This window comes from Rhodococcus sp. LB1 (assembly GCF_001583455.1).
Classification (GTDB): Bacteria; Actinomycetota; Actinomycetes; order Mycobacteriales; family Mycobacteriaceae; genus Rhodococcus_F; species Rhodococcus_F opacus.
In genome coordinates this window covers 42,647-65,368 of sequence record NZ_LTCZ01000323.1, presented here as the reverse complement: position 1 = coordinate 65,368, position 22,722 = coordinate 42,647, and the positions used below count along the sequence as shown (strand labels likewise).

Below are 22,722 nucleotides of genomic sequence, written 5' to 3'. Positions count from 1 at the left end.
CGTGTCGCCCTCGATTCGGCGCTGTTAGACAGTTCGTTATGTCAGATCAACAGCGGCAGCTGAGTCTCAATGCGTTCATCTACCCGGCCGGGCACCACGAGTCGGCGTGGCGCCACCCGCTCACGACGCCCGAGCGGTTGTACGACGTCTCCTATTTCCAGGACATCGCGCGGACCGCGGAGGCGGCGAAGCTGGACGCGATCTTCTTTGCCGACGGCCCGGCCCTGCGCAGCGACGTCGAGCACGGCGCCGCCGGAGCACTCGAACCGATCACGCTGCTGACGGCCATCGCGACCGCCACCGAACGGATCGGCCTGATCGCGACCGCGTCCACGACGTACTTCGAGCCCTACAATCTGGCGCGGCTGTTCGCGTCCCTCGACCACATCTCCCGCGGCCGGGCCGGCTGGAACATCGTGACCACCGGAACCGACCTGGCGGCCGCCAACTTCGGGCTGGCCGGCCACCCCGACCACGCCGACCGCTATGCGCGGGCGCGGGAGTTCGTCGACGCGACCGTCAAGCTGTGGGACAGCTGGGAAGACGACGCCATCCTGATCGACAAGGCCGCAGGCATCTATGCGGACCCGTCGAAGATCCACGAGATCAACTACGTCGGCCGACACCTGCGGGTGCGCGGACCGTTCAACGCGCCACGCTCCCCGCAGGGCCATCCGGTGCTGGTGCAGGCGGGTGCGTCCAACGACGGTCGCGCGTTCGCGGGCCAGTACGCCGAGGCCATCTTCACCGCGCACCAGCGGCTGTCCGACGGGCAGGCGTTCTACGCGGACGTCAAGCAGCGCGCGACGCAGTACGGTCGCAACCCCGATCACGTCAAGGTCCTGCCCGGCATCAGCCCGTTCCTCGGCGACACCGAGGCCGAGGCCCGCGACCTGGAGCGGGAGTTCAACGAACTCACGTCGCCCGAGTACGGGCTCGCCCAGCTCGAGAGCCTCACGGGTTCGAGCGTGCGCCACCTCGATCTCGACGCCCCCGTGCCTGCCGGTCTGTTCGGGGACGCCGGCGACGTCACGGACAACCAGCAGAGTCGCCTGCAGGTGATCGCCGGGATCGTCGAGCGGGAGAACCCGACCCTGCGCGGATTGCTGCACCGTCTCGCCGGTGCGCGCGGGCACCGGGTGGTCGTCGGGACGCCGGTGCAGGTGGCCGACACCATCGAGGAATGGTTCACGCAGGGCGCGGCGGACGGTTTCAACGTCATGCCGCCGTACTACCCGGGCGGTCTCGAGGTGTTCGCGGAGAAGGTGGTCCCGATCCTGCAGGAGCGCGGGCTGTTCCGCACCGAGTACTCGGGCACGACACTGCGCGACCACTTCGGTCTGCCCCGCCCCGAGAGCCAGTACGCGGACGTGTCCGGCGCCGTCGCGCTGTAGGACGCGCACGCAGGCGTCTGCTCGCGTCCGATGTCGCATCCGTTCCGTTCGAGTGTGCGGATGCGACATCGGGAGCCCGGGGCTCCGGCTTAATGAAAACGGTTATCATCTCTGGATGACTGTCACCCGGCCGCTCCCCGTCACCGTCCTGTCCGGCTTCCTCGGCGCGGGCAAGACCACCCTGCTCAACCACCTCCTCGCGAACCGGGACGGCAGGCGCGTCGCCGTCATCGTCAACGACATGAGCGATGTGAATATTGACGCAGCCCTCGTCGCCGGGCAGGGGCACCTGGACCGGACGCAGGAGAAACTCGTCGAGCTCACCAACGGCTGCATCTGCTGCACCCTGCGGGAAGACCTCGTCGAGGCCGTCGCGCGGCTGGCGCAGGAGGGCCGGTTCGACCACCTCGTCATCGAATCCACCGGCATCTCCGAGCCGATGCCCGTCGCCGCCACATTCGAGTGGGAGTTCGAGGACGGGTTCAGTCTCGGTTCGGTGGCCGCCCTCGACACGATGGTGACGGTCGTGGATGCATCGACGTTCCTCGGTGAGCTGGCCAAGGGCGAGCGGCTCGACGACCGGAACCTCGAAGCCGGGGAGGGCGACGAGCGCAGCATCTCCGACCTGCTCGTCGACCAGGTGGAGTTCGCCGACGTCATCCTGCTGAACAAGACGGATCTGGTGAGCGAGGGCGCCGCCGGTGCCGTCGAGGCCACCGTGCGCAGGCTCAACCCCACCGCGACACTGCGGCGCACCACGCGCGGCGTCGTGGATCCCGGCGAGGTTCTCGGGACCGGCCTGTACAACCCGGAGGTCGCGGCCGAGCTGCCCGGCTGGGCCGAGGAACTGGCCGGGGGCCACACCCCGGAGACCGAGGAATACGGCATCCGCAGCGTCACCTACCGGGCGACGCGGCCGTTCCACCCGGCCCGGCTCGAGCAGGCGCTGGGACGGTTCACCGGTCTGCTCCGGAGCAAGGGCTTCTGCTGGATCGCGAGCCGCCCCGACCTCGCCGCCGTGTGGTCGCAGGCCGGTCCGAACCTGGTGATCGAGCCGGCCCAGCTGTGGGCGTCCGCGCACGAGATACCGGGGCAGGAGATCGTGTTCATCGGTGTCCGCCTCGACCCCGACGGTCCGCGGCGGATCCTGGACCCGGCGCTGCTCACCGACGACGAGCTGGCGTCAGGGCCGGCGGCCTGGGTTCGGTTCGACGACCCGCTGCCCGCGTGGGACGCGGTGCATCGGCACTAGTCCAGAACTTCTTCGACGGCCACTTCTTCGGGCGGCCGCGCCATCTCCTGCCGGTAGTGCCACACCCCGAGCACCGTGCCGATCACCAGCAGCGCGACCATCCCGGCGAGCACGGCCGGCATCAGCCACGACACCCGGTCCAGGAACGAGCCGAAGTAGAAGCCGATGAGCAGCAGGACGGGTGCCCAGAAGATGGCGCCGATGGTGCTGGCGATCGTGTACTTGGTGTGGTTCATCTTGGCCGCACCGGCGACCAGCGGGCACAGGGTGCGGACCCACGGAATCCAGCGGGCGATGAGTACCGCCCAGAAGCCGTGCTTCTCCAGCAGGACGTTGACCCTGTGCAGGTTGGTGTAGTTGAGATACTTCCCGCCCTTGCGGGCGAGGATGCGGTTGCCGGTGCGGTGACCGATGACGTACCCCACCTGGTTTCCGCAGATGGCGGCGATCATCGCGCCGACCGACAATGCCCACACGTGGCCGGCGCCCGACGCATGGTTGGCCAGCACGATTCCGGCGGTGATCAGCATCGAGTCGCCGGGCAGGAACAGGCCCAGGATCACCGCGCACTCGATGAACACGAACGCGAGGACGACGATCCAGACCAGCGCTGGGCCGGCCGAGACGAGAGGCCCGAAGGTGCCTGCTGCCGTGGTGACCATCGTCAGTGCGCTACTCGATCGGTTTCAGGAGGTCGGATCGGTGGGTGTGGTGACCGGCTGCGCGTCCTCGGTCGTGGCGCCCGCGCTCTGCCGCGACTTCACGACGCGCTTGCCCACCTCGAGAATGATCGGCAGGACGGACACGAAGACGATCAGCAGGAAGATGATGTCGACGTTGTCGCGGATGAACTCGATCTGACCGAGCAGGTAGCCGAGCAGCGTGACGCCGGCGCCCCACAGGATGCCGCCCACGATGTTGTACGTCAGGAACAGCGAGTACTTCATCCGCGACGCACCCGCGACGACCGGCGCGAACGTGCGCACGATCGGAACGAAGCGGGCCAGGATGATGGTGATCGGGCCGTGCTTCTCGAAGAAGGCGTGCGACTCGTCGATGTACTTCTTCTTGAAGAACCGCGCGTCGTCGTGCTTGAACAGGGCGGTACCGCCCTTGCTGCCGATGAAGAAGCCCACCTGGTCGCCGAGGATCGCGGCGATGGGGATCAGAACCAGTAGCGCCCAGATGGGGGCGAACGGTTCGATCTCCGTCGACTTCGACGCCGCGATGAGTCCCGCGGTGAAGAGAAGCGAGTCGCCGGGGAGCAGGGGGAACAGCAATCCCGACTCGATGAAGACGACCAGGAGAAGTCCGACGAGCACCCACGTGCCGAAGGAGTTGAGGAGGTTCACCGGGTCGAGGAATCCCGGCAACAACGCGAGGTTGGTCACGGAATCCGATGCTGCCTGCACAATCACGGCCCTCAGCGTACCGGCGTATTCCCCGACTGACGGAATACTGCAGGTCATGGAGTTTCGGCCGGGTCGTGGACCTGCCGAAACGGGGTGCCGCGACAGCCACCGGGCGACGTACGCTACCGGTATTGCCATACTGCTAGGACCACATCGCGCGCTGCGCTGATCGCGCGCGCCGAAATCGACTCTTATTGGAGGACTGCCGCCGTGCCAATCGCGACTCCCGAGGTCTATGCCGAGATGCTTGGTCGGGCCAAGGAGCACTCCTTTGCCTTCCCCGCCATCAACTGCACTTCTTCCGAAACCATCAACGCCGCCATCAAGGGCTTCGCGGACGCCGGCAGTGACGGCATCATCCAGTTCTCGACCGGTGGCGCCGAGTTCGGTTCGGGCCTGGGCGTCAAGGACATGGTGACCGGCGCGGTCGCACTCGCCGAGTTCGCGCACGTGATCGCCGCGAAGTACGACGTCACGATCGCCCTGCACACCGACCACTGCCCCAAGGACAAGCTCGACACGTTCGTCCGCCCGCTGCTCGAGATCTCGCGGCAGCGCGTCGAGGCGGGCCGCAACCCGCTGTTCCAGTCCCACATGTGGGACGGTTCGGCTGTCCCGATCGACGAGAACCTGGAGATCGCCAAGGAGCTCCTCGCGAAGGCGAAGGCCGCCAACATCATCCTCGAGGTCGAGATCGGCGTCGTCGGTGGCGAAGAGGACGGCGTGGAAGCCGAGATCAACGACAAGCTGTACACCTCGCCCGAGGACTTCGAGAAGACCGTCGACGCCCTCGGCACCGGCGAGAACGGCAAGTACCTGCTGGCCGCGACGTTCGGCAACGTGCACGGCGTCTACAAGCCGGGCAACGTGAAGCTTCGTCCCGAGGTGCTCGAGACCGGACAGAAGGTCGCCGCCGCCAAGCTGGGGCTGTCCGAGAGTTCGCAGCCGTTCGACTTCGTCTTCCACGGTGGATCGGGCTCGCTGAAGTCGGAGATCGAGGCTGCGCTGAACTACGGCGTCGTCAAGATGAACGTCGACACCGACACCCAGTACGCGTTCACCCGTCCGATCGTGGGTCACATGTTCACCAACTACGACGGCGTGCTGAAGGTCGACGGCGAGGTCGGCAACAAGAAGGTCTACGACCCGCGCAGCTACCTGAAGAAGGCCGAGGCCGGCATGGTGGCCCGTGTCGTCGAGGCCTGCAACGACCTCAAGTCCGCGGGACGTTCCGTCTCGGGATAGGCGCTTCGCGCTCGTGCACCTTTCCGGTAGCCACCGCTACCGGAAAGGTGCACAGTCGTTTATCGGGGGTCGCAGATCTTCCAGGTGCCGTCGACCTTCTCGAGGTTGAACGTGCGCCACGACTGCTCGCCGGGGTTGGCGGCGGTGTGGGCCTTCACCTGGGCGATGGCGGTGTCGCCGGTGATCTGCACGGCGTCGACGCCGCCGACCACGGGAATGTTCTGCTGCGTGACGGCGACCTGGTGGACCTCGGCGAAATCCTGATCCGAGAGGCCCAGGTAGTACTCGGCGAGGCTGCCGCAGGTGCTGGTGCGCAGCGTCGCCAGGTCGCCCTGGGTGAGTGCCGCGACGAACGTGTCGATCGTTCCCTGCACCTGGGCCTCGGGGGAGTTCTCGGCCTGGTTGTTGTTGTAGACCACCACGCCGGCGACCGCGATGGCGGCGACGACGATGACGCCGGCGGCGATCGCGGCGAACAGCCACACCTTCCCGTGCTTCTTGGCGGGCTGCTGCGCCGCGGGGACGCGCTGCGGCGCGCTCTGCTGGGGCGGCAGCACCCGCTGCGGTGCGGCCTTCGGCGGGACGGGTGCCGGCCGAGGGGGAGCGGGCGGCGGGGGCACGGGCCGCGCGTTCTGAGGCTGGTTCGGCTGGGCGGCGGCAGGTCGGGGTGGCGGCGGCGTCGCCGGGACCGCAGGCTTCGTCACGGGCATCGCGACCGTCTCGTCGTCCGACGACGGTTTCGCCTGCCCCTGCACCTTCGCGTTCTGCGTGGTCGGTGCGCGGTGCATCTTCACGGTCGCGGCGTCGCCCGATGCCGGCATGCTCTTCTGCGTCGGGATCGCGGTGGTGGCCGCCTCGGATGCCTTGTCCGCGGGTTTCGCGGCAGAGTCCGGGCCGGCCTGAGGTGTCTCGGCTCGTGGGCGTGGTGCCGGAGGCTTGGGCAGTTCGGGCTGCGGCTCGTCGGCCTTCTTCTCTGCCGCCTTCTCGGGGGCCTTCTTCTGCGGGGGCTTCGGCTCGGGTGACTTCGGTGCGGCGGGCTCTGCATCCGCCGCAGGCTGCGCGGTCTTCGCAGGCTTCGCGGTCGCGTCGGCGCCGCCGGTGCCCTTGCCGGCGGTGGTGCCTGCCGCTGCCGGTCCGGACGGTGTGTCCGCGGCCGGCTTCTGAGTCGATTCGTCTTTCTTCGGGTCCTGCACGCGCTGCCCCTCGGTCTGCAGAGAAATGAACGTTGGGGGCAGCCTAACGACATCGTGCGTCATCGGAGACCGCGACAGGGCGCGTCGCGGACGCGGGCCGACGCAGTGACGGCACTGCGTCGGGGGCACAATAGGCGCATGACGTCTTTCGGTGACCTTCTCGGACCACAGCCCACGCTGCTCCCCGGGGACGACGAGGCCGAGTCGGCCCTGTTGAACCACGAGGATCCGGCTTCCGTCGCAGCCGCCCATCCCACCGCATCCATCGCATGGGCCTACCTGGCCGAGGCGGCCCTCCAGGCCGACGAGACCATCGCGGCGTACGCCTACGCGCGCACCGGGTACCACCGTGGACTGGACCAGTTGCGTCGCAACGGCTGGAAGGGTTTCGGCCCGGTTCCGTACAGCCACGAACCCAACCGTGGCTTCCTCCGGTGCGTCGCAGTGCTGGCGAAGGCGGCGAAGGCGATCGGCGAAACGGACGAGTACGCGCGGTGCCTCGATCTGCTCGAGGACTGCGATCCCCGGGCTGCCGAAGCGCTTGGCGTCGGTTAACGCCCTCAGCTCGGCGAAAGTCCGTGGCCGGGACGGGCTGAGGACTTCGGCCCAGCGACTGCGGGTGTCGGCACTGCCCATCCTGCAGTGCGCGATCGCTGCCGGCGCTGCCTGGTGGGTGGCGACGGTGGTGATCGGTCACCCGACGCCGTTCTTCGCGCCGATCGCCGCGGTGGTGTCGCTGGGGCTGTCTCTCGGCGCCCGACTGCGCCGTTCCGTCGAGTTGGTGGCCGGTGTCACGATCGGGATCGGGGTCGGCGACCTCATCGTCTCCATCATCGGGAGCGGTACCTGGCAGATCACTCTCGTCGTGATGCTGGCGATGTCCGCGGCCGTATTGCTGAACAGCGGACCGATCTTCTCCATGCAGGCGGGTAACTCCGCGGTGCTCGTGGCGACGTTGCTGCCACCCGGCGGCACCGCGGGTATCGACCGCATGGTGGACGCCTTGACCGGTGGCCTGGTGGGGATCGCCGTCGTCGCGCTGATTCCCACGCATCCCGTGGGGCGGGCGCGGAAGTACGCCGCGAACGTTCTCGGGACGGCGTCCGAAGTGATGCAGCTGGTGGCAGACGGTCTGGTGGCCAACGACGACAAGCCCATCGAGAAGGCCCTCCAAAAGGCGCGGGCAACGCAGGCGTCGATCGACACGCTGCGGACCCACCTCGCGGGCGGCCGTGAGATCAGCCGAATCTCGCCGCTGTACTGGAACACCCGCGGCCGGCTCGAACGACTCACCGCGGCCGCGGACCCACTCGACAACGCGTTGCGCAACATCCGGGTTCTCGCGCGGCGTTCGCTCACGCTGGTGCGTGACGACGAGATTCTCAACCCACGGCTCGTCGACCAGGTGGAGAAACTCGCCCACGCCTTGGAAACCCTCCGGCAGATGGCGCTCGCCGACCCCGGTCAGCAACCCGATCAGGCCGAGGCGGCACGGGTACTGCGTTCGGTGGCGTCCGGATTGAAACCGGAACTGGTGGAGAACGCGGGCCTGTCGGCCACGGTCGTCTTCGCGCAGATCCGGTCTCTGACCGTCGACCTTCTGCAGGTCGCAGGGCTCAAACGCATCTCGGCCATCGCCACCCTGCCGCCGACCGTGGAGAAGCCGGCCTATCGTCCCGAGCTCTGACCGCCCGAGCACGCTGTTGAACATATGCGCATGTACGCATATGATCGGCACAACTCGGGAGGAGGCTCACCCATGGGAGTCGGTCACGGCCATTCGCACGGCAACACACAAGGCGGCGGTGAGGTAGGCCCGTCCCGGGGGCGGATCCGCCGCATGGTGATCGCCCTCGTCATCCTCCTCGCGTTCCTGGTTCTCGAGGTCGTCGTCGGTCTGACCGTCAACTCGCTGTCGCTGCTCGCCGACGCCGGGCACATGCTGACCGACGTCGTCGGAATGTCGATGGGGCTCGTCGCACTTCTCCTGGCGCGCAAGGGCAGCACCACCGCCGCCCGGACCTTCGGCTGGCACCGCGCCGAAGTGCTCACGGCCATGGCCAACGCCGCGATGCTGCTCGCCGTCGCGGTCTGGGTGTTCTACGAGGCGATCTCCCGCATCGGCGACGCCCCCGAACTTCCCGGCATGGCGCTGATCCTCACCGCCTCCGTCGGTCTCGCCGCGAACCTCGTGGTGATGCTGATGCTGCGCGCCGATTCCAAGGACAGCCTGGCCGTCCGCGGCGCGTACCTCGAAGTGCTCGCGGACGCCGTCGGCAGTGTCGGCGTGCTCATCGCCGGCGGCGTCGTGCTGGTGTTCGACTGGACCTACGCCGACATCATCGTCGGTGTCCTCATCTCGCTGTGGGTGGTGCCGCGGGCGATGAAACTGGCCGCCGCGTCGCTGCGCATCCTCACGCAGGCGTCCCCCGAGGACGTCGATGTCGAATCGGTGCAGGCCGACCTCGAAGCGCTGCCCGGGGTCACCGGTGTCCACGACCTCCACGTGTGGACGCTCACGACGGGAATGGACGTGGCCACCGTGCACCTGACCACGGACGCCGACTCGTCCGTCGTCCTCGAATCGGCGCGGACCGTCCTCGAGAGCCACCTGCTCTCGCACGCCACGGTGCAGGTGGAATCCACCGCCAACGGACGTCACTGCGCCGAGAACGTCACCTGGTAGGGGCCCTGTCTGTTTCGTCCGGTATCGCGGCGGGAAACCGTTGTGGGACGACTCACGGAAGGGAACACCATGTCCACTCTCGCAGCGTTCGCACGACCCGTCGCCGTCGCCGCTCTCGGTGCGGCCGCCCTCTTCGCAGCACCCGCCGCCGCATCGGCTGCGCCGTTCATGCCCGATCCGCTGGCGAACTGTAAGCCCGCCGCGACGCTCGATGTCGAAAAGGAAGGCAACCAGGTCGAGTGGGAGTTCGAGGGGCCGAAAGAGGCCACCACCGACGCCCAGGTCACGTACCTCAACATCGGCGGCCAGGCGCCGACGCTCGGCACGTCCGGGCCGTTGACGAACGGTGAGGGTGTCGAACGCGAACTGCCCGGCTTCACCGGACATTTGATTCCCGGCGGAACCTACGACCCCGACGGGCCGAACGGGCCGCTGGAGGCCTGCGCTCTCGGCTTCGGATTCGCCGTCACGCAGTGACCGTCACTTGGTGAACCGGGTGACCTCCGCTCCCGGCCGCCACAGGTCGACGTACAGGTGGTCGCCGTCGACGGTGGTGAGCACCACCTCGTCGAGGCCGAGTTCGAAGACGTCCGCTTCGGGGATTTCGTCGGGGTAGTGCTCGAGGATCTGCTGTTTCCGCTCTCCGAGGATCTCGTCTGCGCGGCCGCTGATCTTGGCGTCGCCGCCGTCCATCGTGTGGTGGCCGGGGTTGCTGTGGAGGGAGAATCGCGGATCGCGTTGCAGGTCCTGCACTTTGCGTGCACCGACCATCGAGCCGAGCAGTAACGCGCCCTCGTAGAACTCGACCTCGGTGCCGCTCACCCTCGGGGAACCGTCCTTGCGGAGCGTCGCCAGCACGTGGTGCTTGTGCGCCTCGAAGCGTGCGGCGACAGCCTTGGCGAGGTCGGGTGCTTCTGTCTCGAACTGCGTCCAGTTGGTCATGCCGACCAGTGTGCCCCCTATCCCTGACATCCACTGTCAGGAATTTTCACTAGAATCGGGGAATGCGGTCGAGTCGGCTCGTCGAGTTGATGCTCCGTCTGGAGGGCAGTCGCGGGGCCACCGCGCAGCAACTGGCGGACGAACTCGGGGTGTCGGTCCGCACCGTGTATCGCGACGTCACGGCGTTGTCGGCGGCCGGTGTGCCGTTGTGGACGGAGAGCGGACCCGGCGGCGGAATCCGGTTGCTCGACGGCTGGCAGTCGAAACTCGGCGGCATGACGGGCGAGGAGACGTCCGCGTTGATGTTGCTCGGCGTCCCGTCGATCGCCGACGATCTCGGTCTCCGCGACGTCACCGCTGCGGCGCAGTCGAAGTTGTTGGGGGCGTTGCCGGTCCCGCTGCGCGCCGGCGCTCAGCTGTGGCGGGACCGGCTCTACGTCGACGCCCCCGGCTGGTTCGACGGGCCACGCGACAACGGTGATCTCCTTGTGGTGGCGTCCGCGGTGCTCGAGGGTCGGCGTCTCGGCATCCGCTACCGCAAGGGGAGCCGTTCCGCGGCACGAACTCTCGATCCCCTGGGGCTGGTGGCGAAGGCCGGTGTCTGGTATCTCGTTGCGCAGCATCGAGGACGGACGCTGTCCTATCGGGTGTCGCGGATCAGTGACGCGACCGTGCTGAAGCAGCCGGCGGTGCGTCCCGACAACTTCGATCTGGGTGCGTGGTGGACGGCGTCGGTGGCCGAATTCGATCGTGCGCTTCTGCGATTCCGGTGCCGGGTGCGGCTCTCGCCCGCATCGTGGCGCCGACTGCCCCGGGTGGTCGGTGTGGAAGCCGCACGCGTCGAACCCGGCCCGCCGGACGACGCCGGCTGGGTGACCGTCGACCTGTCACTCGAGGCCGAAGACGTGGCACTCGAACAGTTGACCGTTCTCGGCGGGGGAGTCGAAGTGCTCCAGCCGCACTCGCTGCGCGAATCGCTGCGTGCGGTGGGAGACGCGATCGCCCGCCGGAACGGCTGAGATGGACTACCTCCGCGTCACCCGAGTCGTTCGAGCACCGTGGCATTGGCGAGTCCGCCCGCCTCGCACATGGTCTGCAGGCCGAACCGGGCCCCGCGCTGGTCCATCGCGTTCACCAGCGTGGTCATGAGCCGGGCGCCGCTGGCCCCCAGCGGATGTCCGAGCGCGATCGCGCCGCCGTGCACGTTGACGCGGTCCAGATCGGCTCCGGTGTCTGCGGCCCAGGCCAGGACCACCGGCGCGAAGGCCTCGTTGACCTCGAACAGGTCGATGTCGGCGATGTCGAGGCCGCTGCGCTGCAGCACCTTGCGTGTCGCGGGGATGACAGCGGTGAGCATCATCAGCGGGTCGTCGCCGACGACGGAGAAGCTGTGGAGCCGGGCCAGCGGCCGCAGTCCCAGGCGTCCCGCGATCTCACTGGTGGTGATCATGAGCGCCGCACTTCCGTCCGACAGGGGACTGCTGTTGCCTGCGGTGATCGACCAGTCGATCTGCGGGAACCTCTCCTCGTAGAAGTCACTGCGGAAGGCGGGTCGGAGGCCGGCGAGGGCGTCCAGCGTCGTGTCCGGCCGAATGGCCTCGTCGACGCTCAGCTCCGGCAGGACGGCGAGTTCCTTCGCGAAGTTCCCGGCACTCGTTGCCGCCGCGGCCTTCTGATGGCTGCGCAGGGCGAACTCGTCCAGCTGGGTGCGCGAGAGTCCCCACCGGGCGGCGATGAGTTCGGCGCTGATGCCCTGCGGGACGAGGCCGTCGGGGTAGCGGCGCTCGAAACCGACACCCATCGATTCGCGTCCGATGCTGCTGGACCCCATGGGAACTCGGCCCATCGATTCGACCCCGGCGGCGACGACGATGTCGTAGGCGCCCGACATCACGCCCTGCGCGGCGAAGTGGACGGCCTGCTGGCTGCTGCCGCACTGCCGGTCGACGGTCGTGCCGGGCACGGATTCGGGGAATCCGGCGGCGAGAAGCGCACTGCGGGTGATGTTCTGGCTCTGGTCACCGACCTGGGTGACGGTGCCGCCGATGACGTCGTCGATCAGTGCGGGATCGATTCCCGTGCGTTCGACGAGGGTCGACAGGCTGTGGGCGAGAAGGTCGACGGGGTGCACTCCGTGCAGGGCGCCCGAGGGCTTGCCCTTGCCGATCGGCGTGCGGACGGCCTCGACGATGACGGCGTCTCTCATGATCGTTCCTTTCGGTGCTGTGAGTACTTGTCAACCAGTACTCACGGGGTGGGTTCATCCGTGTGGCGGTGAGCGCGGCGACGACGGCCACCACAGCCACCGCCGACCAGGCGAGTTGGAACGCGGAGTGGGTGTCTTCGTCACCGGCGGTCGTACCGAGGAGGGCGACCAGCATGCTCACGCCCAGCACGGTTCCGACCTGTCGGCTCATGGTGACGACGGCACTACCGGTGGCCGAGCGCGACGGCGGTAGTCCGGCGGTGGCGGACGACAAGATCGTCGGCAACGCCAGGCCGACCCCGACACCGGCGATCATCCAGCCGGGCAGCAGTTCCGACGCGTACTGCGGTTCCATCCCGACGGACGAGAGAACGAGCACGGCGCCGGCCGCCCACAGGGCGCTGCCCGCCGCGGTGAGCGCTGCGGCCGAGAACCTGCGGGACAGGAACTGGCCGACCACGGCGAACACCGGCACCATCAACGGGCCCGGCGCGATCGCGAGACCTGTCAGCAGCGCGGAGTACCCCCACACCTGCTGCAGCCACAGAATGTTCGCGAGCAGGCCGGCCGCGAAGGCGGCACTGAACGCGAGCGCGGTCACGTTCGACCAGGCGAACGTCCGCACCTTCAGCATGGCGGGTTCGATGAGCGGCTCGCGCTGCCTGCTGTTTCTCCACCAGAACAGTGCGACGGACGCGGCAGCGACGGTGAACGCGAGCGCGATTCGGGGGTCGCTCCATCCCCAGTCGGGTCCCTGGACCAGTCCGAGTGCGAGGGCGCCGATGCCGACGGTCAACAGGGCGCCGCCGAACAGGTCGAGGTTTGTGTCGGGGGCGGTCGGGCGGAAGTCGGGGACCAACCGCACGGTGGCGATCAGGAAGGCGATACCGATGGGGACGTTGATCAGGAAGGCCCAGCGCCACGACGCCTCGACGAGCAGGCCACCCACCACGGGTCCGAAGGCCGCGGCCGCGGCCCCCGACGCGGCCCAGATCCGGACCGCGCCCGCACGTGTGGCTTCGGGGACCGTGCTGATGAGCAGTCCCAGGCTGGCGGGGGTCAGGGCGGCGGCACCGACGGCCTGGAGCAGTCGGAAGGCGACGAGCATCCACAGTGAGGGGCTCAGCGCGCACGCCGCGCTCGCCGCGGTGAACAGCGCCAGCCCGAGAAGGAATCCGCGCCGGCGGCCGACGCGGTCGGCCCAGCGTCCGAGCGGAACCAGGAGTGCGGCGAACACGATCGCATAGCCGCCCAGCACCCAGCTGAGGTCGCCGAGGCTGTAGCCGGGGTAGCTCGCCGCGATGTCGCCGAACGCGACGTTGACGACGAACAGATCGAGGCTGGCGACGAACGGTGCGCCGGAGAGGACGGTGAGGAGCGGGCCGAGCCGCACTTCCTCACGCACCTGACTATTGATGGCCATAGTCAGCAATCTACACCTGACTATGGCTATGGCAAGTCAGGTGTGACGGACGCCTCGGATCGACGGTTTGCGCTGCAGAGATCCCGTGGCGGTCCTAACGTGAGGCATGGCTGTTCTGACCCCCGGATTCCACGGCAGACCTCGCAGCGAGCACTCTCTTCCGCCCGGGCAGTACGAGGTCGGCGATTTCCCGGTCCTCTCGGCGGGACCGACGCCCCGCGTCCCGACCGACACGTGGACGCTGACCGTGACCGACGAGACCGGCCGGCGCCACGAGTGGTCGTGGGCCGAATTCATGAAGCTCCCGCAGGAGCGACCGACGGTCGACCTCCACTGCGTCACACGTTGGTCGAAGTTCGGAACGTCGTGGAACGGGGTCTCGCTCGACACCCTGTTCGCGGACGTCGAGACGTCCGCGGGATTCGTCCTCGTCGGATGCGACGGCGGCTACACCACGAACCTCCCCGTCGCCGACATCCTCGGTGGCAAGGCGTGGATCGTGCACACCTACGAGGGGGCGCCCCTCGCGCCTGTGCACGGGGGTCCGGCCCGTCTGCTCGTGCCGCATCTCTACCTGTGGAAGTCCGCGAAGTGGGTTCGGTCGATTCAGCTCGTCACCCAGGACGTCCCGGGCTTCTGGGAGCAACTCGGATACCACGATCGCGGCGACCCGTGGCGGGAGCAGAGGTACCAGGGTGACCAGTGAACTTCTGGGCCGCGCCGTGCTCAGCTGGCGAGTGGCGGAACTCGTCGAGTCGTGGCCCGAGACGGCGAGTGCGCGGGCACTGGTCCTCGAGGTCCCGGACTGGCCGGGGCATCGCGCCGGGCAGCACGTCGATCTCCGCCTGACCGGTCCCGACGGATACACCACCGAACGGAGCTACTCGCTGGCGTCGCCGGCCGAGCGTTCACCGGGTGGGTGGCGATTGCAGTTGGTCGTCCAGCGGGTGGCGGACGGTGAGGTGTCTCCGTATCTGACCGATGTGTTCGCCGCGGGCAATCTGATCGAGGTGCGCGGACCGATCGGTGGCTGGTTCGTGTGGTCGCCGCGCGAGGGTGGCGGCGCGCCGGTGCTTCTCGTCGCGGGTGGGTCGGGGATCGTGCCGCTGATGTCGATGATTCGCGAGCGGCGGTTCCGGCACGACCGCACGCCGTTCCGGCTCGTGTATTCCCTTCGGACGCAGGCCGACGAATTGTTCGCGGACGAGCTGAACCGGCCCGGGAGCGGCGACGGGGGAGTCGAGACGTTCGTCCTCTGCACCCGTGAGGACTCGCCGCGGCGTCCGGCGGGTCGGATCACTGCCGCCGATCTCGCGGCATGGGGATGGCCGGCGGACTTCGCGCCGCGCTGCTTCGTCTGCGGGCCCACCGGATTCGTCGAGGAGGCGGCTCGCCTGCTGCTCTCGCTCGGGCACTCGCCGGACGACATCAAGGCCGAGAGGTTCGGTCCTTCGGGGCCGTGACCGGAGGAAGGAATTGTCGATGAGTACGTTGCAGGGCAACGACTTCGAGGACGGGAATGTTCTCGGCGGGCCGTTCGCGGAGATCTTCGTTCACGACCTCACCGCGGCGACCGGGCAGTGCCGGTTCTGCGGTCTCGACGGACCGATGGCGGCGGTGCACGTCTATACGCGTGCGCCCGGTGTGGTCGTGCGGTGTCCGGGATGTCAGGAGGTGCTGCTGCGACTGGTGTCGACTCCGCGCGGGCTCGAACTCGACGCCAGCGGGCTGTCGCACCTGTCCTGGAAACTGTGAGCGCTGACTATGGAACTTGCAAGTCAGCTATGCTGAGGTGCATGGACGCGGCACGGTTGGACGGCTTTCTGGCAGATCGCGACACCTGGCGGGCGACGCACTGCTCCATCGGCAAGGCGATGGACGTGATCGGCACGCGTTCGGCCGTCCTGATCCTGCGCGAGGCCTACTACGGCACCACGCGATTCGACGACTTCGCGAAGCGGGTCGGCATCACCGAGGCAGTGGCGGCGTCCAGGCTGCGTGAACTGACGGCCGAGGGCCTGTTCGAGCGGCAACCTTACAAGGAGCCCGGGCAGCGCACCCGCTACGAATACGTGCTCACCGAGAAGGGGCGCGACCTCCTGCCCGCCGTGCTCGCGCTGATGCAGTGGGGCGACAAGTACCTCCAGGGCAAGCACGGTGCGCCCATCGGGATGCGGGACGACGCGACCGGCGAACCCGTGCGCGTCGAGGTCCGCAGCCCCGACCGCGAGGTGCCGCTGGCGGAACTGCGGCTGACCCCCAACTTCACCGAAGAGGATGCGTCCCGCCCGTGAGTACTTATTAACCGCGGGCGGGTAATAAGTACTCACGGGTCAGAGCCAGAAGCGCATCAGACGGTTGCCGTACTGCGCGTAGATCTCCGGCACCCCGGACAGTTCGAACAGCCGGTAGATGACGTCGAAGAACACCACGTTGATCGACGGCACGAACAGCAGCGCCACGAGGATCAGCAGTCCGTACGGCTTGAACTGGTCGACAGACCTGCGGGTGCGGGGCGGCAGGAACGGCTCGAGCGCGGCGTACCCGTCGAGTCCGGGGACCGGCAGGAGATTGAGCACGGTGGCCATCACCTGCAGGAACGCGAGAAAACTCAGTCCCGTCCAGAACACCAGGTGGTCGCCGCCAAGCCCGAACCAGCGGATCACGGCGAGGAGGACGATCGCGGACACCAGGTTCACGGCGGGTCCGGCGAGCGACACCCGCGCCTGCACCTTCGGCGGGAACAGTCCGGTGCGCAGGTATACGGCGCCGCCGGGCAACCCGATCCCACCGAGTGCGATGAACAGCACCGGCAGACCGATCGACAGCAGCGGGTGGCTGTACTTCACCGGGTTGAGCGTGAGGTAGCCGCGCACCTCGACGTCGGTGTCGCCGTGCCGCCACGCCGTGTACGCGTGCGCGAACTCGTGCAGGCAGAGCGTCACCACCCATCCCGCGACGACCAGCAGGAACACCCCGACGTGGCCGAGGACCGACTCCATTTCGGCGCGCCACGCGAGAACACCGCCGGCGACGGCGACGGCGACGACCAGAAGGAACACCGGACTGGGGCGGACCGCGGTGGTCCGGGCCCGGGGCAGGTTCATCGGACCAGCAACCACTCTTGATCGTGACGGTAGAACGTCGAACGCTTGACCTCGCGCGGGTTCGGCACACCGTCGCGGTTGAGCGCCGCGGCGGGGGACCCGAGCTGCACGGCGCGGCCCTCGACCCAGCGGCGGGGCAGCCAGCGCCTGCGAGGTTCGACCGACGCCCGCAGACCGGGCATCCGGGGGGTCGGGGTGACGTTCATGCTCGTCGTCGTCCCCGAGAACAACCGGGTGTCGTCGACGTAGGCCTCGCCGACGAGCGGCCCCCCGTCCGGACCCGTGACGGTGGCGCACCCGACGAGCGCGATCCCCGCGTCGTCGCGGATGAGGGGGACCGGCTTGGCCGTCCCCTTCAGCGCGGTGCGGGCGCCGCGGGCGCCGGAGGCCAGGTGGTAGGCCTCCGTCGCCTCCGAACGATGCTCCGCGACGTACGCGAGCTCGATGTGCAGGCGTTCGGTGCGCATCAACCGGGTCAGCGTGGCCGCGAAGGCGGCGTCACTGCCCACCACGATCAGTCGCGGATCCACGACCACCTGAAGTTTGGAGAAGACCTCGTCGAAGTCGTCCTTGTCCGGGACGGCAGGTGCGCTCGAGGTCGAAATGGAGCCCAGAGGTAGGGGAAGCGGCACGTCGCCGCAAATGAGCACTACGGGGGTCAACGCCACTCCTCGCCCGGATGTCCCGCCGCGATTTACGCAGCCTTCCCTTTCGGATCATCCTAGTGGCACGCCCGAGATGGCCTCCCCAGCCGTACTGTGGGGTCTGTTCTCCGTGCCCTCGGCTAGACTGTTCCCCCGGCCACTGCCTACGAACGGCAGGACCACGCAGTCGGATACGACTGTACGTCGACCGTAGGAGACAACGTCATGCCGGCAATCGTCCTGATCGGCGCCCAGTGGGGCGACGAGGGCAAGGGCAAAGCTACCGATCTACTGGGCGGACGCCTGCAGTGGGTGGTGCGCTACCAGGGCGGTAACAACGCCGGACACACAGTGGTTCTTCCGAACGGCGACAAGTTCGCACTGCATCTGATCCCGTCCGGAATCCTCACTCCGGGCGTCACGAACGTCATCGGCAACGGTGTCGTAGTGGACCCGGGAGTGCTGCTCACCGAACTCGCCGGACTCGACGAGCGGGGCGTGGACACCAGCCGCCTGCTGCTCTCGGCCGATGCGCACCTGATCATGCCGTACCACGTTGCCATCGACAAGGTCACCGAACGCTTCCTCGGGGCCAAGAAGATCGGCACCACCGGCCGCGGCATCGGGCCCTGCTACCAGGATAAACTCGCGCGTGTCGGCGTCCGCGTGCAGGACGTGCTGGACGAGAAGATCCTCACCCAGAAGGTCGAGGCGGCACTCGAGTTCAAGAACCAGGTGCTCGTCAAGATCTACAACCGCAAGGCCCTCGACCCGCAGCAGGTCGTCGACGAGGTGCTCGAGCAGGCCGACGGGTTCAAGCACCGCATCGCGGACACGCGCCTGCAGCTCAACGAGGCACTCGAGCGCGGCGAGACGGTGCTGCTGGAGGGTTCGCAGGGCACGCTCCTCGACGTCGACCACGGCACCTACCCCTACGTGACGTCGTCCAACCCGACGTCCGGTGGCGCAGCGGTCGGTTCGGGCATCGGACCCACCAAGATCACCACGGTGCTGGGCATCCTCAAGGCGTACACCACCCGCGTCGGCTCGGGCCCGTTCCCGACCGAACTCTTCGACCAGAACGGCGAATACCTCGCCAAGACCGGCGGCGAGGTGGGTGTCACCACCGGCCGCGCTCGTCGCACCGGATGGTTCGACGCCGTGATCGCCCGCTACGCAACGCGTGTCAACGGCATCACCGACTACTTCCTCACCAAGCTCGACGTGCTCAGCAGCCTCGACACCATCCCGATCTGCGTCGGCTACGACGTCGACGGCGTGCGGTACGACGAGATGCCCATGTCGCAGACCGACGTTCATCACGCGAAGCCGATCTACGAGGAAATGCCCGGCTGGTGGGAAGACATCTCCCACGCCCGGACGTTCGAGGAACTCCCCAAGAACGCGCAGAACTACGTCCTGCGCCTCGAGGAACTGTCGGGTGCGTACATCTCCTGCATCGGCGTCGGCCCCGGCCGCGACGAGACCATCGTCCGCCGCGACGTGGTGCGGTAGTCCGCGCTCTCTCCGCTTCACCTCGCCGCCCGATATCACCCCGGTTCCGTCAGATCGAACCGATGTGACATCGGGCGACGGGTAGGTGGCGCGGCGACCTACAAGGTTGCGGGCAGCGACGGCGCGAGGCGCTCCAACGTCGGCTTGCGTCCGTGCTCGATGTGAGCGAACGCGCTGGCCTCCGCCAGCCTGCCGTTTCCGCTCCGGATCGCTTCGACGAGTTCCCGGTGCGCTGCACACGACACTGCGGGATTGTGGTGCCACGTCAGCCGGAACAACCAGTGGACCCGGCCCATCAGTGAATTCATCACCGACACGAGCAGCTTGTTGCCGGACAGTTCGACGACGTCCATGTGGAACCGCGCGTTGACTGCCGGGATCAACAGGGGTTCGTCGTTTCCGATCAGTTCCTCGGTGCGCGCCATCGTCGACAGCAGCGCCTCCATGGATGCACCCCGAGCGACGTTCTCGGCTGCGCATCGTGCCGCGTACGGTTCCAACGTCAACCGCACGTCGAACAGTTCCTCGATGTCGCGTAACGACAGTTGAGTCACGACCGCGCCCCGCCGCGGCAGGATCTGAATGAATCCGTCCCATTCCAGCTGGGGCAACGCCTCGCGGAGCGGGACCCTCGAGACGTCGAACTCCTGCGACAATTCGCGCTCCCGCAGGCGACTGCCGGGTGGGTATGCGCCCGAGATGATGCGCTCACGAATCACGGAATAGATCTGTTTCGGGAGTGGCACGTCCGACAGTCCGCCGGCCACGCCCGTGCCCAGAGGCGACGTCGTGGATGTCGCGACCCCGATCTCGCCGTTCAGGTTCACCGTCATGAACCGATCATGGCATACCAAGTTGAAGTCGACCACCGGACGTGTTTCACGTCGATACTGGTCAGAGGGATTAACCCGAATGTAACGCTCCACGCTTGGCGCTCCGGTTCCGCACTTGGTAGACCATATACATCCGGCCCGGCAGCGCAGTGTGGCGCAATTCGGTCGCCGCTCACTTCGTCGAAAGCTTCGGAACTACCCTCTCCATTCGGAAGGATTCCCGTGTCCACTGAACGAAAAATACTTGCTCGCAAGGGTTTCGGGTACGCGCTGATCGGCCTGGCGGTCACCTCCTCCTTGGTGGCGTGCACCAGCGCAGCCAGGACCGACGCAGGTGGCGGACCGGGCGGCCGCCCCGTCGTCCTGGCCTACCAGAATCAGATCTCCACGCTCGACCCCATTCGCGCCGACTACGCTCAGACGAACTTCGTCGACCAGGCGTTGTACGACACCTTGGTCACCTATGACGCCGACAACGAGATCGTCGGTCAGCTTGCGTCCGAGTTCGTCCCGTCTCCGGATGCGCGATCGATCCAGATGACCTTGCGCGCGGCGACCTTCCACGACGGTGCCCCTGTCACCGCCGAGGACGTCCGTTACACGCTCGATCGGACGGCGGCGCTGGGACAGGGCATTGCCGGTCAGATGACGGGATACCTGGGTACCACGGTCACCGGTCCGCAGAGCTTGACGATCGAACTGACGGAACCGAACTCGCTGTTCCTGGGCGCTCTCTCGAAGATCTACATCCTCAACTCGGCCCTCGTGAAAGCCAACGAGGGGACCGACCGGGGTCAGGCCTATCTGGCGGGCCACGATGCCGGGTCCGGGCCCTACTTCCTCGCAGGCCCGGGCGGTGCCGACACGTACACGCTGACACGGTTCGACGACTACTGGGCGGGCGACGAGGGGCGTCCGGCCTCGCTCGTCTATCGGCGAATCGACGAGAGCGCCACGCAGAGTGCGGAACTGAAGGCAGGCAACATCGATGTGTCCTTCGGGCTCACCAACGCCGACGCGGAGGCGCTGAGCGGTTTCTCCGGTGTGACGGTGCAGAGTCAGCCGGTCAACCTGCAGGCGAACATCTTCTTCAACGTGATGAACGGGCCGACGGCGAACAAGGCGGTACGACAGGCCATCCAGATGGCGTACGACTACACCGGTGGCCTCGAGACGATCCGCGGCGGCAACGGCACCATCGCCACCGGACCGCTGCCCGGACAGTTCTCGTGCCGGCCGGAGATGCCTGCCTACGGGCAGGATCTCGAACAAGCGAAGAAGTTGCTTTCCGACGCCGGGATGTTCGATCTGACCCTCACCATGAAGTTCCAGCCCGTCTTCAAGGAGCAGGAACGCGAAGCGACGTTGCTGCAATCCAACCTCGCGCAGATCGGTGTCACGCTGGAACTCGAGCCCATCGCGTACGCGGACTATCTGTCGGCTCTGAAATCGCCCGACTCGATTCCGCAGATGATGCTCGCCACCGACTTCGCGCAGTACCCGGATCCCGGAGTGATGCTGGTCAAGACGTACAAGTCGGACCAGGTCGGTACCAACAAATCCGGCTACCGCAATCCCACAGTGGACGAGTTGCTCGGCCGCGCGGCCGAGACCTCCGATGCCGAGGTGCGGTGTGACCTGTACAAGCAGGCTCAAGAGGACATTCGCCACGACGCGGTGGCCGTCAACATGTACACCTTGGGGCAGACCACCGCTCACAGCAACCGGGTGACCGGTGTCGGTCCGGCGGTCGTGGGCAGCGGAGTCTGGGTTCCCGCGATCCGTGTGGCGTGAGGGAGTACCCGATGACGACACTCGACATGCCTCGCGCACTACATCGTGCCATGGCGCCGGCAGCGTTTCTCGGCCGTAAACTCGGCGCAGCGATCCTCACCCTGGTCGGACTGGCCACCATCGTCTTCGCCATGACCAAGGTGATTCCCGGCAACGAAGCTCAGGTGGCCGCGGGGGAGAGCGCCACCCCGGAACAAGTCGAAGAGGTGCGTAGTCAGCTGGGTCTGGACAAGCCGGCCGCCATGCAGTATTTCGACTATCTGGGCCGGATGCTCCACGGCGATCTGGGCACCTCGACTTCGACCCGCCAGCCAGTGCTCGACGACGTCCTCGCGCGACTGCCCGGAACCCTCGAATTGGTCTTTCTCGCAATGGTGCTCGCGGTATCCTTCGCGGTTCCGGTGGCGACGATCGCGGCCGCACGATCACGAGGAGGATTCGACAAGGTCAGCCGGGTCGGTGCGATCGTCGCATTCGGGCTTCCCGGTTTCTGGCTCGCGCTGATGTTGCAATGGGTGCTGGGCTCGTGGCTGCAGATCCTGCCGATCTCGGGACGCATCTCGGTGGGCGTCGAGGTCCCGCACCGAACGGGAATGACACTGGTCGACGCCGCCCTCGCCGGAGACTTCGCCGCGTTCAGCAATGCGTTTCAACACCTGATGCTGCCCGCGTTCGTGCTCTCCGTCGCCGTCGCCGCACAGATGTTCCGAGCTCTCCGCGCCGACCTCGTCCGCGTCCGGAGCCGCGATCACATGACCGTTGCCCAAGCGAAAGGTGTTCCAATCCTGCGGCTGTGGACCCGGCACGCGCTGCCCAACGCGACCGGACCGCTCCTGAACATCATCGGCATCGAGATCGGCATGCTCGTCGGTTCCGCGATCTTCGTCGAGTCCGTGTTCGGGTTGTCGGGGGTGGGCGACTACCTCTCCAATGCGGTGAGTCGTAAGGACATCACCGCGGTCATCGGCACCGTCACCGTCGTCGGCGTGATCGTCGTCGTCGCGAACTTCATCGTGGACATGCTCCAGCTGGCCCACGACCCCCGGCTGCGCACACCCGGAAAGGTGCAGTGAGTC

General features: G+C 67.4%; 23 protein-coding genes and 1 pseudogene. 15 read left to right on the top strand and 9 right to left on the bottom strand.

Annotated features, from left to right (window positions below):
* Window positions 1-38 precede the first annotated feature (38 nt).
* On the top strand, window positions 39-1,394 hold the full coding sequence (locus AZG88_RS32775) for an LLM class flavin-dependent oxidoreductase (RefSeq protein WP_061045724.1): 1,356 nt from the start codon (window positions 39-41) through the stop codon (window positions 1,392-1,394).
* Between the two features lie 115 nt (window positions 1,395-1,509).
* A complete protein-coding gene (locus tag AZG88_RS32770) occupies window positions 1,510-2,646 on the top strand; it encodes a GTP-binding protein (RefSeq protein ID WP_061700214.1) in 1,137 nt (378 codons plus the stop codon).
* Here AZG88_RS32770 and AZG88_RS32765 read toward each other — a convergent pair.
* Together AZG88_RS32765 and AZG88_RS32760 are read right to left on the bottom strand one after the other, a co-directional pair.
* Window positions 2,643-3,308 carry a DedA family protein gene (locus AZG88_RS32765; RefSeq protein ID WP_025432077.1) on the bottom strand — a complete coding sequence of 222 codons (666 nt, stop codon included), beginning with the start codon at window positions 3,306-3,308 and terminating at the stop codon, window positions 2,643-2,645. The two genes, AZG88_RS32770 and AZG88_RS32765, sit on opposite strands and share 4 nt — an antisense overlap.
* A 24-nt stretch (window positions 3,309-3,332) precedes the next feature.
* Window positions 3,333-4,064 carry a VTT domain-containing protein gene (locus AZG88_RS32760; protein ID WP_005238431.1) on the bottom strand — a complete coding sequence of 244 codons (732 nt, stop codon included), beginning with the start codon at window positions 4,062-4,064 and terminating at the stop codon, window positions 3,333-3,335.
* Window positions 4,065-4,268: 204 nt separating this feature from the next.
* On the opposite strand from AZG88_RS32760, the gene fbaA reads away from it, so the two are divergent.
* Entirely contained in the window at window positions 4,269-5,303 is a 1,035-nt protein-coding gene (fbaA, locus tag AZG88_RS32755; RefSeq protein WP_061045722.1) for a class II fructose-bisphosphate aldolase, read from the top strand.
* Between the two features lie 59 nt (window positions 5,304-5,362).
* Here fbaA and AZG88_RS32750 read toward each other — a convergent pair whose 3' ends face one another.
* The gene (locus AZG88_RS32750) at window positions 5,363-6,496 is read right to left on the bottom strand and encodes an Rv0361 family membrane protein (protein WP_061700213.1); all 1,134 of its coding nucleotides are present in this window, start codon (window positions 6,494-6,496) and stop codon (window positions 5,363-5,365) included.
* Between the two features lie 138 nt (window positions 6,497-6,634).
* Between AZG88_RS32750 and AZG88_RS32745 the strand changes: the two genes are divergently transcribed.
* The 4 genes from AZG88_RS32745 (at window position 6,635) to AZG88_RS32730 (ending at window position 9,659) form a co-directional block, all read left to right on the top strand.
* Entirely contained in the window at window positions 6,635-7,051 is a 417-nt protein-coding gene (locus AZG88_RS32745) for a DUF3151 domain-containing protein (RefSeq protein WP_005260038.1), read from the top strand.
* A 64-nt stretch (window positions 7,052-7,115) separates the two neighbouring features.
* The gene (locus AZG88_RS32740) at window positions 7,116-8,183 is read left to right on the top strand and encodes an FUSC family protein (protein WP_005238441.1); all 1,068 of its coding nucleotides are present in this window, start codon (window positions 7,116-7,118) and stop codon (window positions 8,181-8,183) included.
* 72 nt (window positions 8,184-8,255) lie between these two features.
* Window positions 8,256-9,182 (top strand): cation diffusion facilitator family transporter, encoded by a 927-nt coding sequence (locus AZG88_RS32735; RefSeq protein WP_061700212.1) that lies wholly within the window; start codon window positions 8,256-8,258, stop codon window positions 9,180-9,182.
* 69 nt (window positions 9,183-9,251) lie between these two features.
* Entirely contained in the window at window positions 9,252-9,659 is a 408-nt protein-coding gene (locus tag AZG88_RS32730) for a hypothetical protein (RefSeq protein ID WP_061700211.1), read from the top strand.
* A 3-nt stretch (window positions 9,660-9,662) separates the two neighbouring features.
* Here AZG88_RS32730 and AZG88_RS32725 read toward each other — a convergent pair whose 3' ends face one another.
* Window positions 9,663-10,124: a pyridoxamine 5'-phosphate oxidase family protein gene (locus AZG88_RS32725; RefSeq protein ID WP_025432080.1), complete on the bottom strand. Its 462-nt coding sequence runs from the start codon at window positions 10,122-10,124 to the stop codon at window positions 9,663-9,665.
* Between the two features lie 62 nt (window positions 10,125-10,186).
* On the opposite strand from AZG88_RS32725, the gene AZG88_RS32720 reads away from it, so the two are divergent.
* Window positions 10,187-11,143 (top strand): helix-turn-helix transcriptional regulator, encoded by a 957-nt coding sequence (locus tag AZG88_RS32720; RefSeq protein ID WP_061700210.1) that lies wholly within the window; start codon window positions 10,187-10,189, stop codon window positions 11,141-11,143.
* A gap of 17 nt (window positions 11,144-11,160) precedes the next feature.
* Here AZG88_RS32720 and AZG88_RS32715 read toward each other — a convergent pair whose 3' ends face one another.
* Both AZG88_RS32715 and AZG88_RS32710 read right to left on the bottom strand, forming a co-directional pair.
* Window positions 11,161-12,330 carry a thiolase family protein gene (locus AZG88_RS32715; protein WP_061045716.1) on the bottom strand — a complete coding sequence of 390 codons (1,170 nt, stop codon included), beginning with the start codon at window positions 12,328-12,330 and terminating at the stop codon, window positions 11,161-11,163.
* A 25-nt stretch (window positions 12,331-12,355) separates the two neighbouring features.
* A pseudogene (locus AZG88_RS32710) lies at window positions 12,356-13,753 on the bottom strand (MFS transporter); the annotation flags it as partial.
* 106 nt (window positions 13,754-13,859) lie between these two features.
* On the opposite strand from AZG88_RS32710, the gene AZG88_RS32705 reads away from it, so the two are divergent.
* The 4 genes from AZG88_RS32705 to AZG88_RS32690 are packed head-to-tail and all read left to right on the top strand — an operon-like array spanning window position 13,860 to window position 16,047.
* Complete coding sequence (locus AZG88_RS32705) at window positions 13,860-14,459, top strand: sulfite oxidase-like oxidoreductase (protein ID WP_061700209.1); 600 nt, start codon at window positions 13,860-13,862, stop codon at window positions 14,457-14,459.
* The gene (locus tag AZG88_RS32700) at window positions 14,449-15,216 is read left to right on the top strand and encodes a ferredoxin reductase (protein ID WP_061700208.1); all 768 of its coding nucleotides are present in this window, start codon (window positions 14,449-14,451) and stop codon (window positions 15,214-15,216) included. The genes AZG88_RS32705 and AZG88_RS32700 overlap by 11 nt, the downstream gene beginning before the upstream one ends.
* A 19-nt stretch (window positions 15,217-15,235) precedes the next feature.
* Window positions 15,236-15,508: a DUF6510 family protein gene (locus tag AZG88_RS32695; RefSeq protein WP_005238458.1), complete on the top strand. Its 273-nt coding sequence runs from the start codon at window positions 15,236-15,238 to the stop codon at window positions 15,506-15,508.
* A gap of 41 nt (window positions 15,509-15,549) precedes the next feature.
* Window positions 15,550-16,047: a winged helix-turn-helix transcriptional regulator gene (locus tag AZG88_RS32690; RefSeq protein WP_005238462.1), complete on the top strand. Its 498-nt coding sequence runs from the start codon at window positions 15,550-15,552 to the stop codon at window positions 16,045-16,047.
* Between the two features lie 39 nt (window positions 16,048-16,086).
* Here the strand turns inward: AZG88_RS32690 and AZG88_RS32685 are convergent, their stop codons facing one another.
* Together AZG88_RS32685 and AZG88_RS32680 are read right to left on the bottom strand one after the other, a co-directional pair.
* Window positions 16,087-16,860 (bottom strand): site-2 protease family protein, encoded by a 774-nt coding sequence (locus AZG88_RS32685; protein ID WP_061700207.1) that lies wholly within the window; start codon window positions 16,858-16,860, stop codon window positions 16,087-16,089.
* Window positions 16,857-17,510: a hypothetical protein gene (locus AZG88_RS32680; RefSeq protein WP_025432081.1), complete on the bottom strand. Its 654-nt coding sequence runs from the start codon at window positions 17,508-17,510 to the stop codon at window positions 16,857-16,859. The genes AZG88_RS32685 and AZG88_RS32680 overlap by 4 nt, the downstream gene beginning before the upstream one ends.
* A gap of 219 nt (window positions 17,511-17,729) precedes the next feature.
* On the opposite strand from AZG88_RS32680, the gene AZG88_RS32675 reads away from it, so the two are divergent.
* Window positions 17,730-19,019, top strand: coding sequence for an adenylosuccinate synthase (locus tag AZG88_RS32675; RefSeq protein WP_005260012.1), 1,290 nt, complete (start codon window positions 17,730-17,732; stop codon window positions 19,017-19,019).
* A 98-nt stretch (window positions 19,020-19,117) separates the two neighbouring features.
* Here AZG88_RS32675 and AZG88_RS32670 read toward each other — a convergent pair whose 3' ends face one another.
* Entirely contained in the window at window positions 19,118-19,852 is a 735-nt protein-coding gene (locus tag AZG88_RS32670; RefSeq protein ID WP_226955702.1) for a GntR family transcriptional regulator, read from the bottom strand.
* A gap of 222 nt (window positions 19,853-20,074) precedes the next feature.
* Here AZG88_RS32670 and AZG88_RS32665 point away from each other — a divergent pair, with 222 nt between their 5' ends.
* Both AZG88_RS32665 and AZG88_RS32660 read left to right on the top strand, forming a co-directional pair.
* On the top strand, window positions 20,075-21,646 hold the full coding sequence (locus AZG88_RS32665) for an ABC transporter substrate-binding protein (RefSeq protein ID WP_061700206.1): 1,572 nt from the start codon (window positions 20,075-20,077) through the stop codon (window positions 21,644-21,646).
* Window positions 21,647-21,657: 11 nt separating this feature from the next.
* Window positions 21,658-22,719, top strand: coding sequence for an ABC transporter permease (locus tag AZG88_RS32660; RefSeq protein ID WP_061700205.1), 1,062 nt, complete (start codon window positions 21,658-21,660; stop codon window positions 22,717-22,719).
* The last annotated feature ends 3 nt before the right edge of the window (window positions 22,720-22,722 follow it).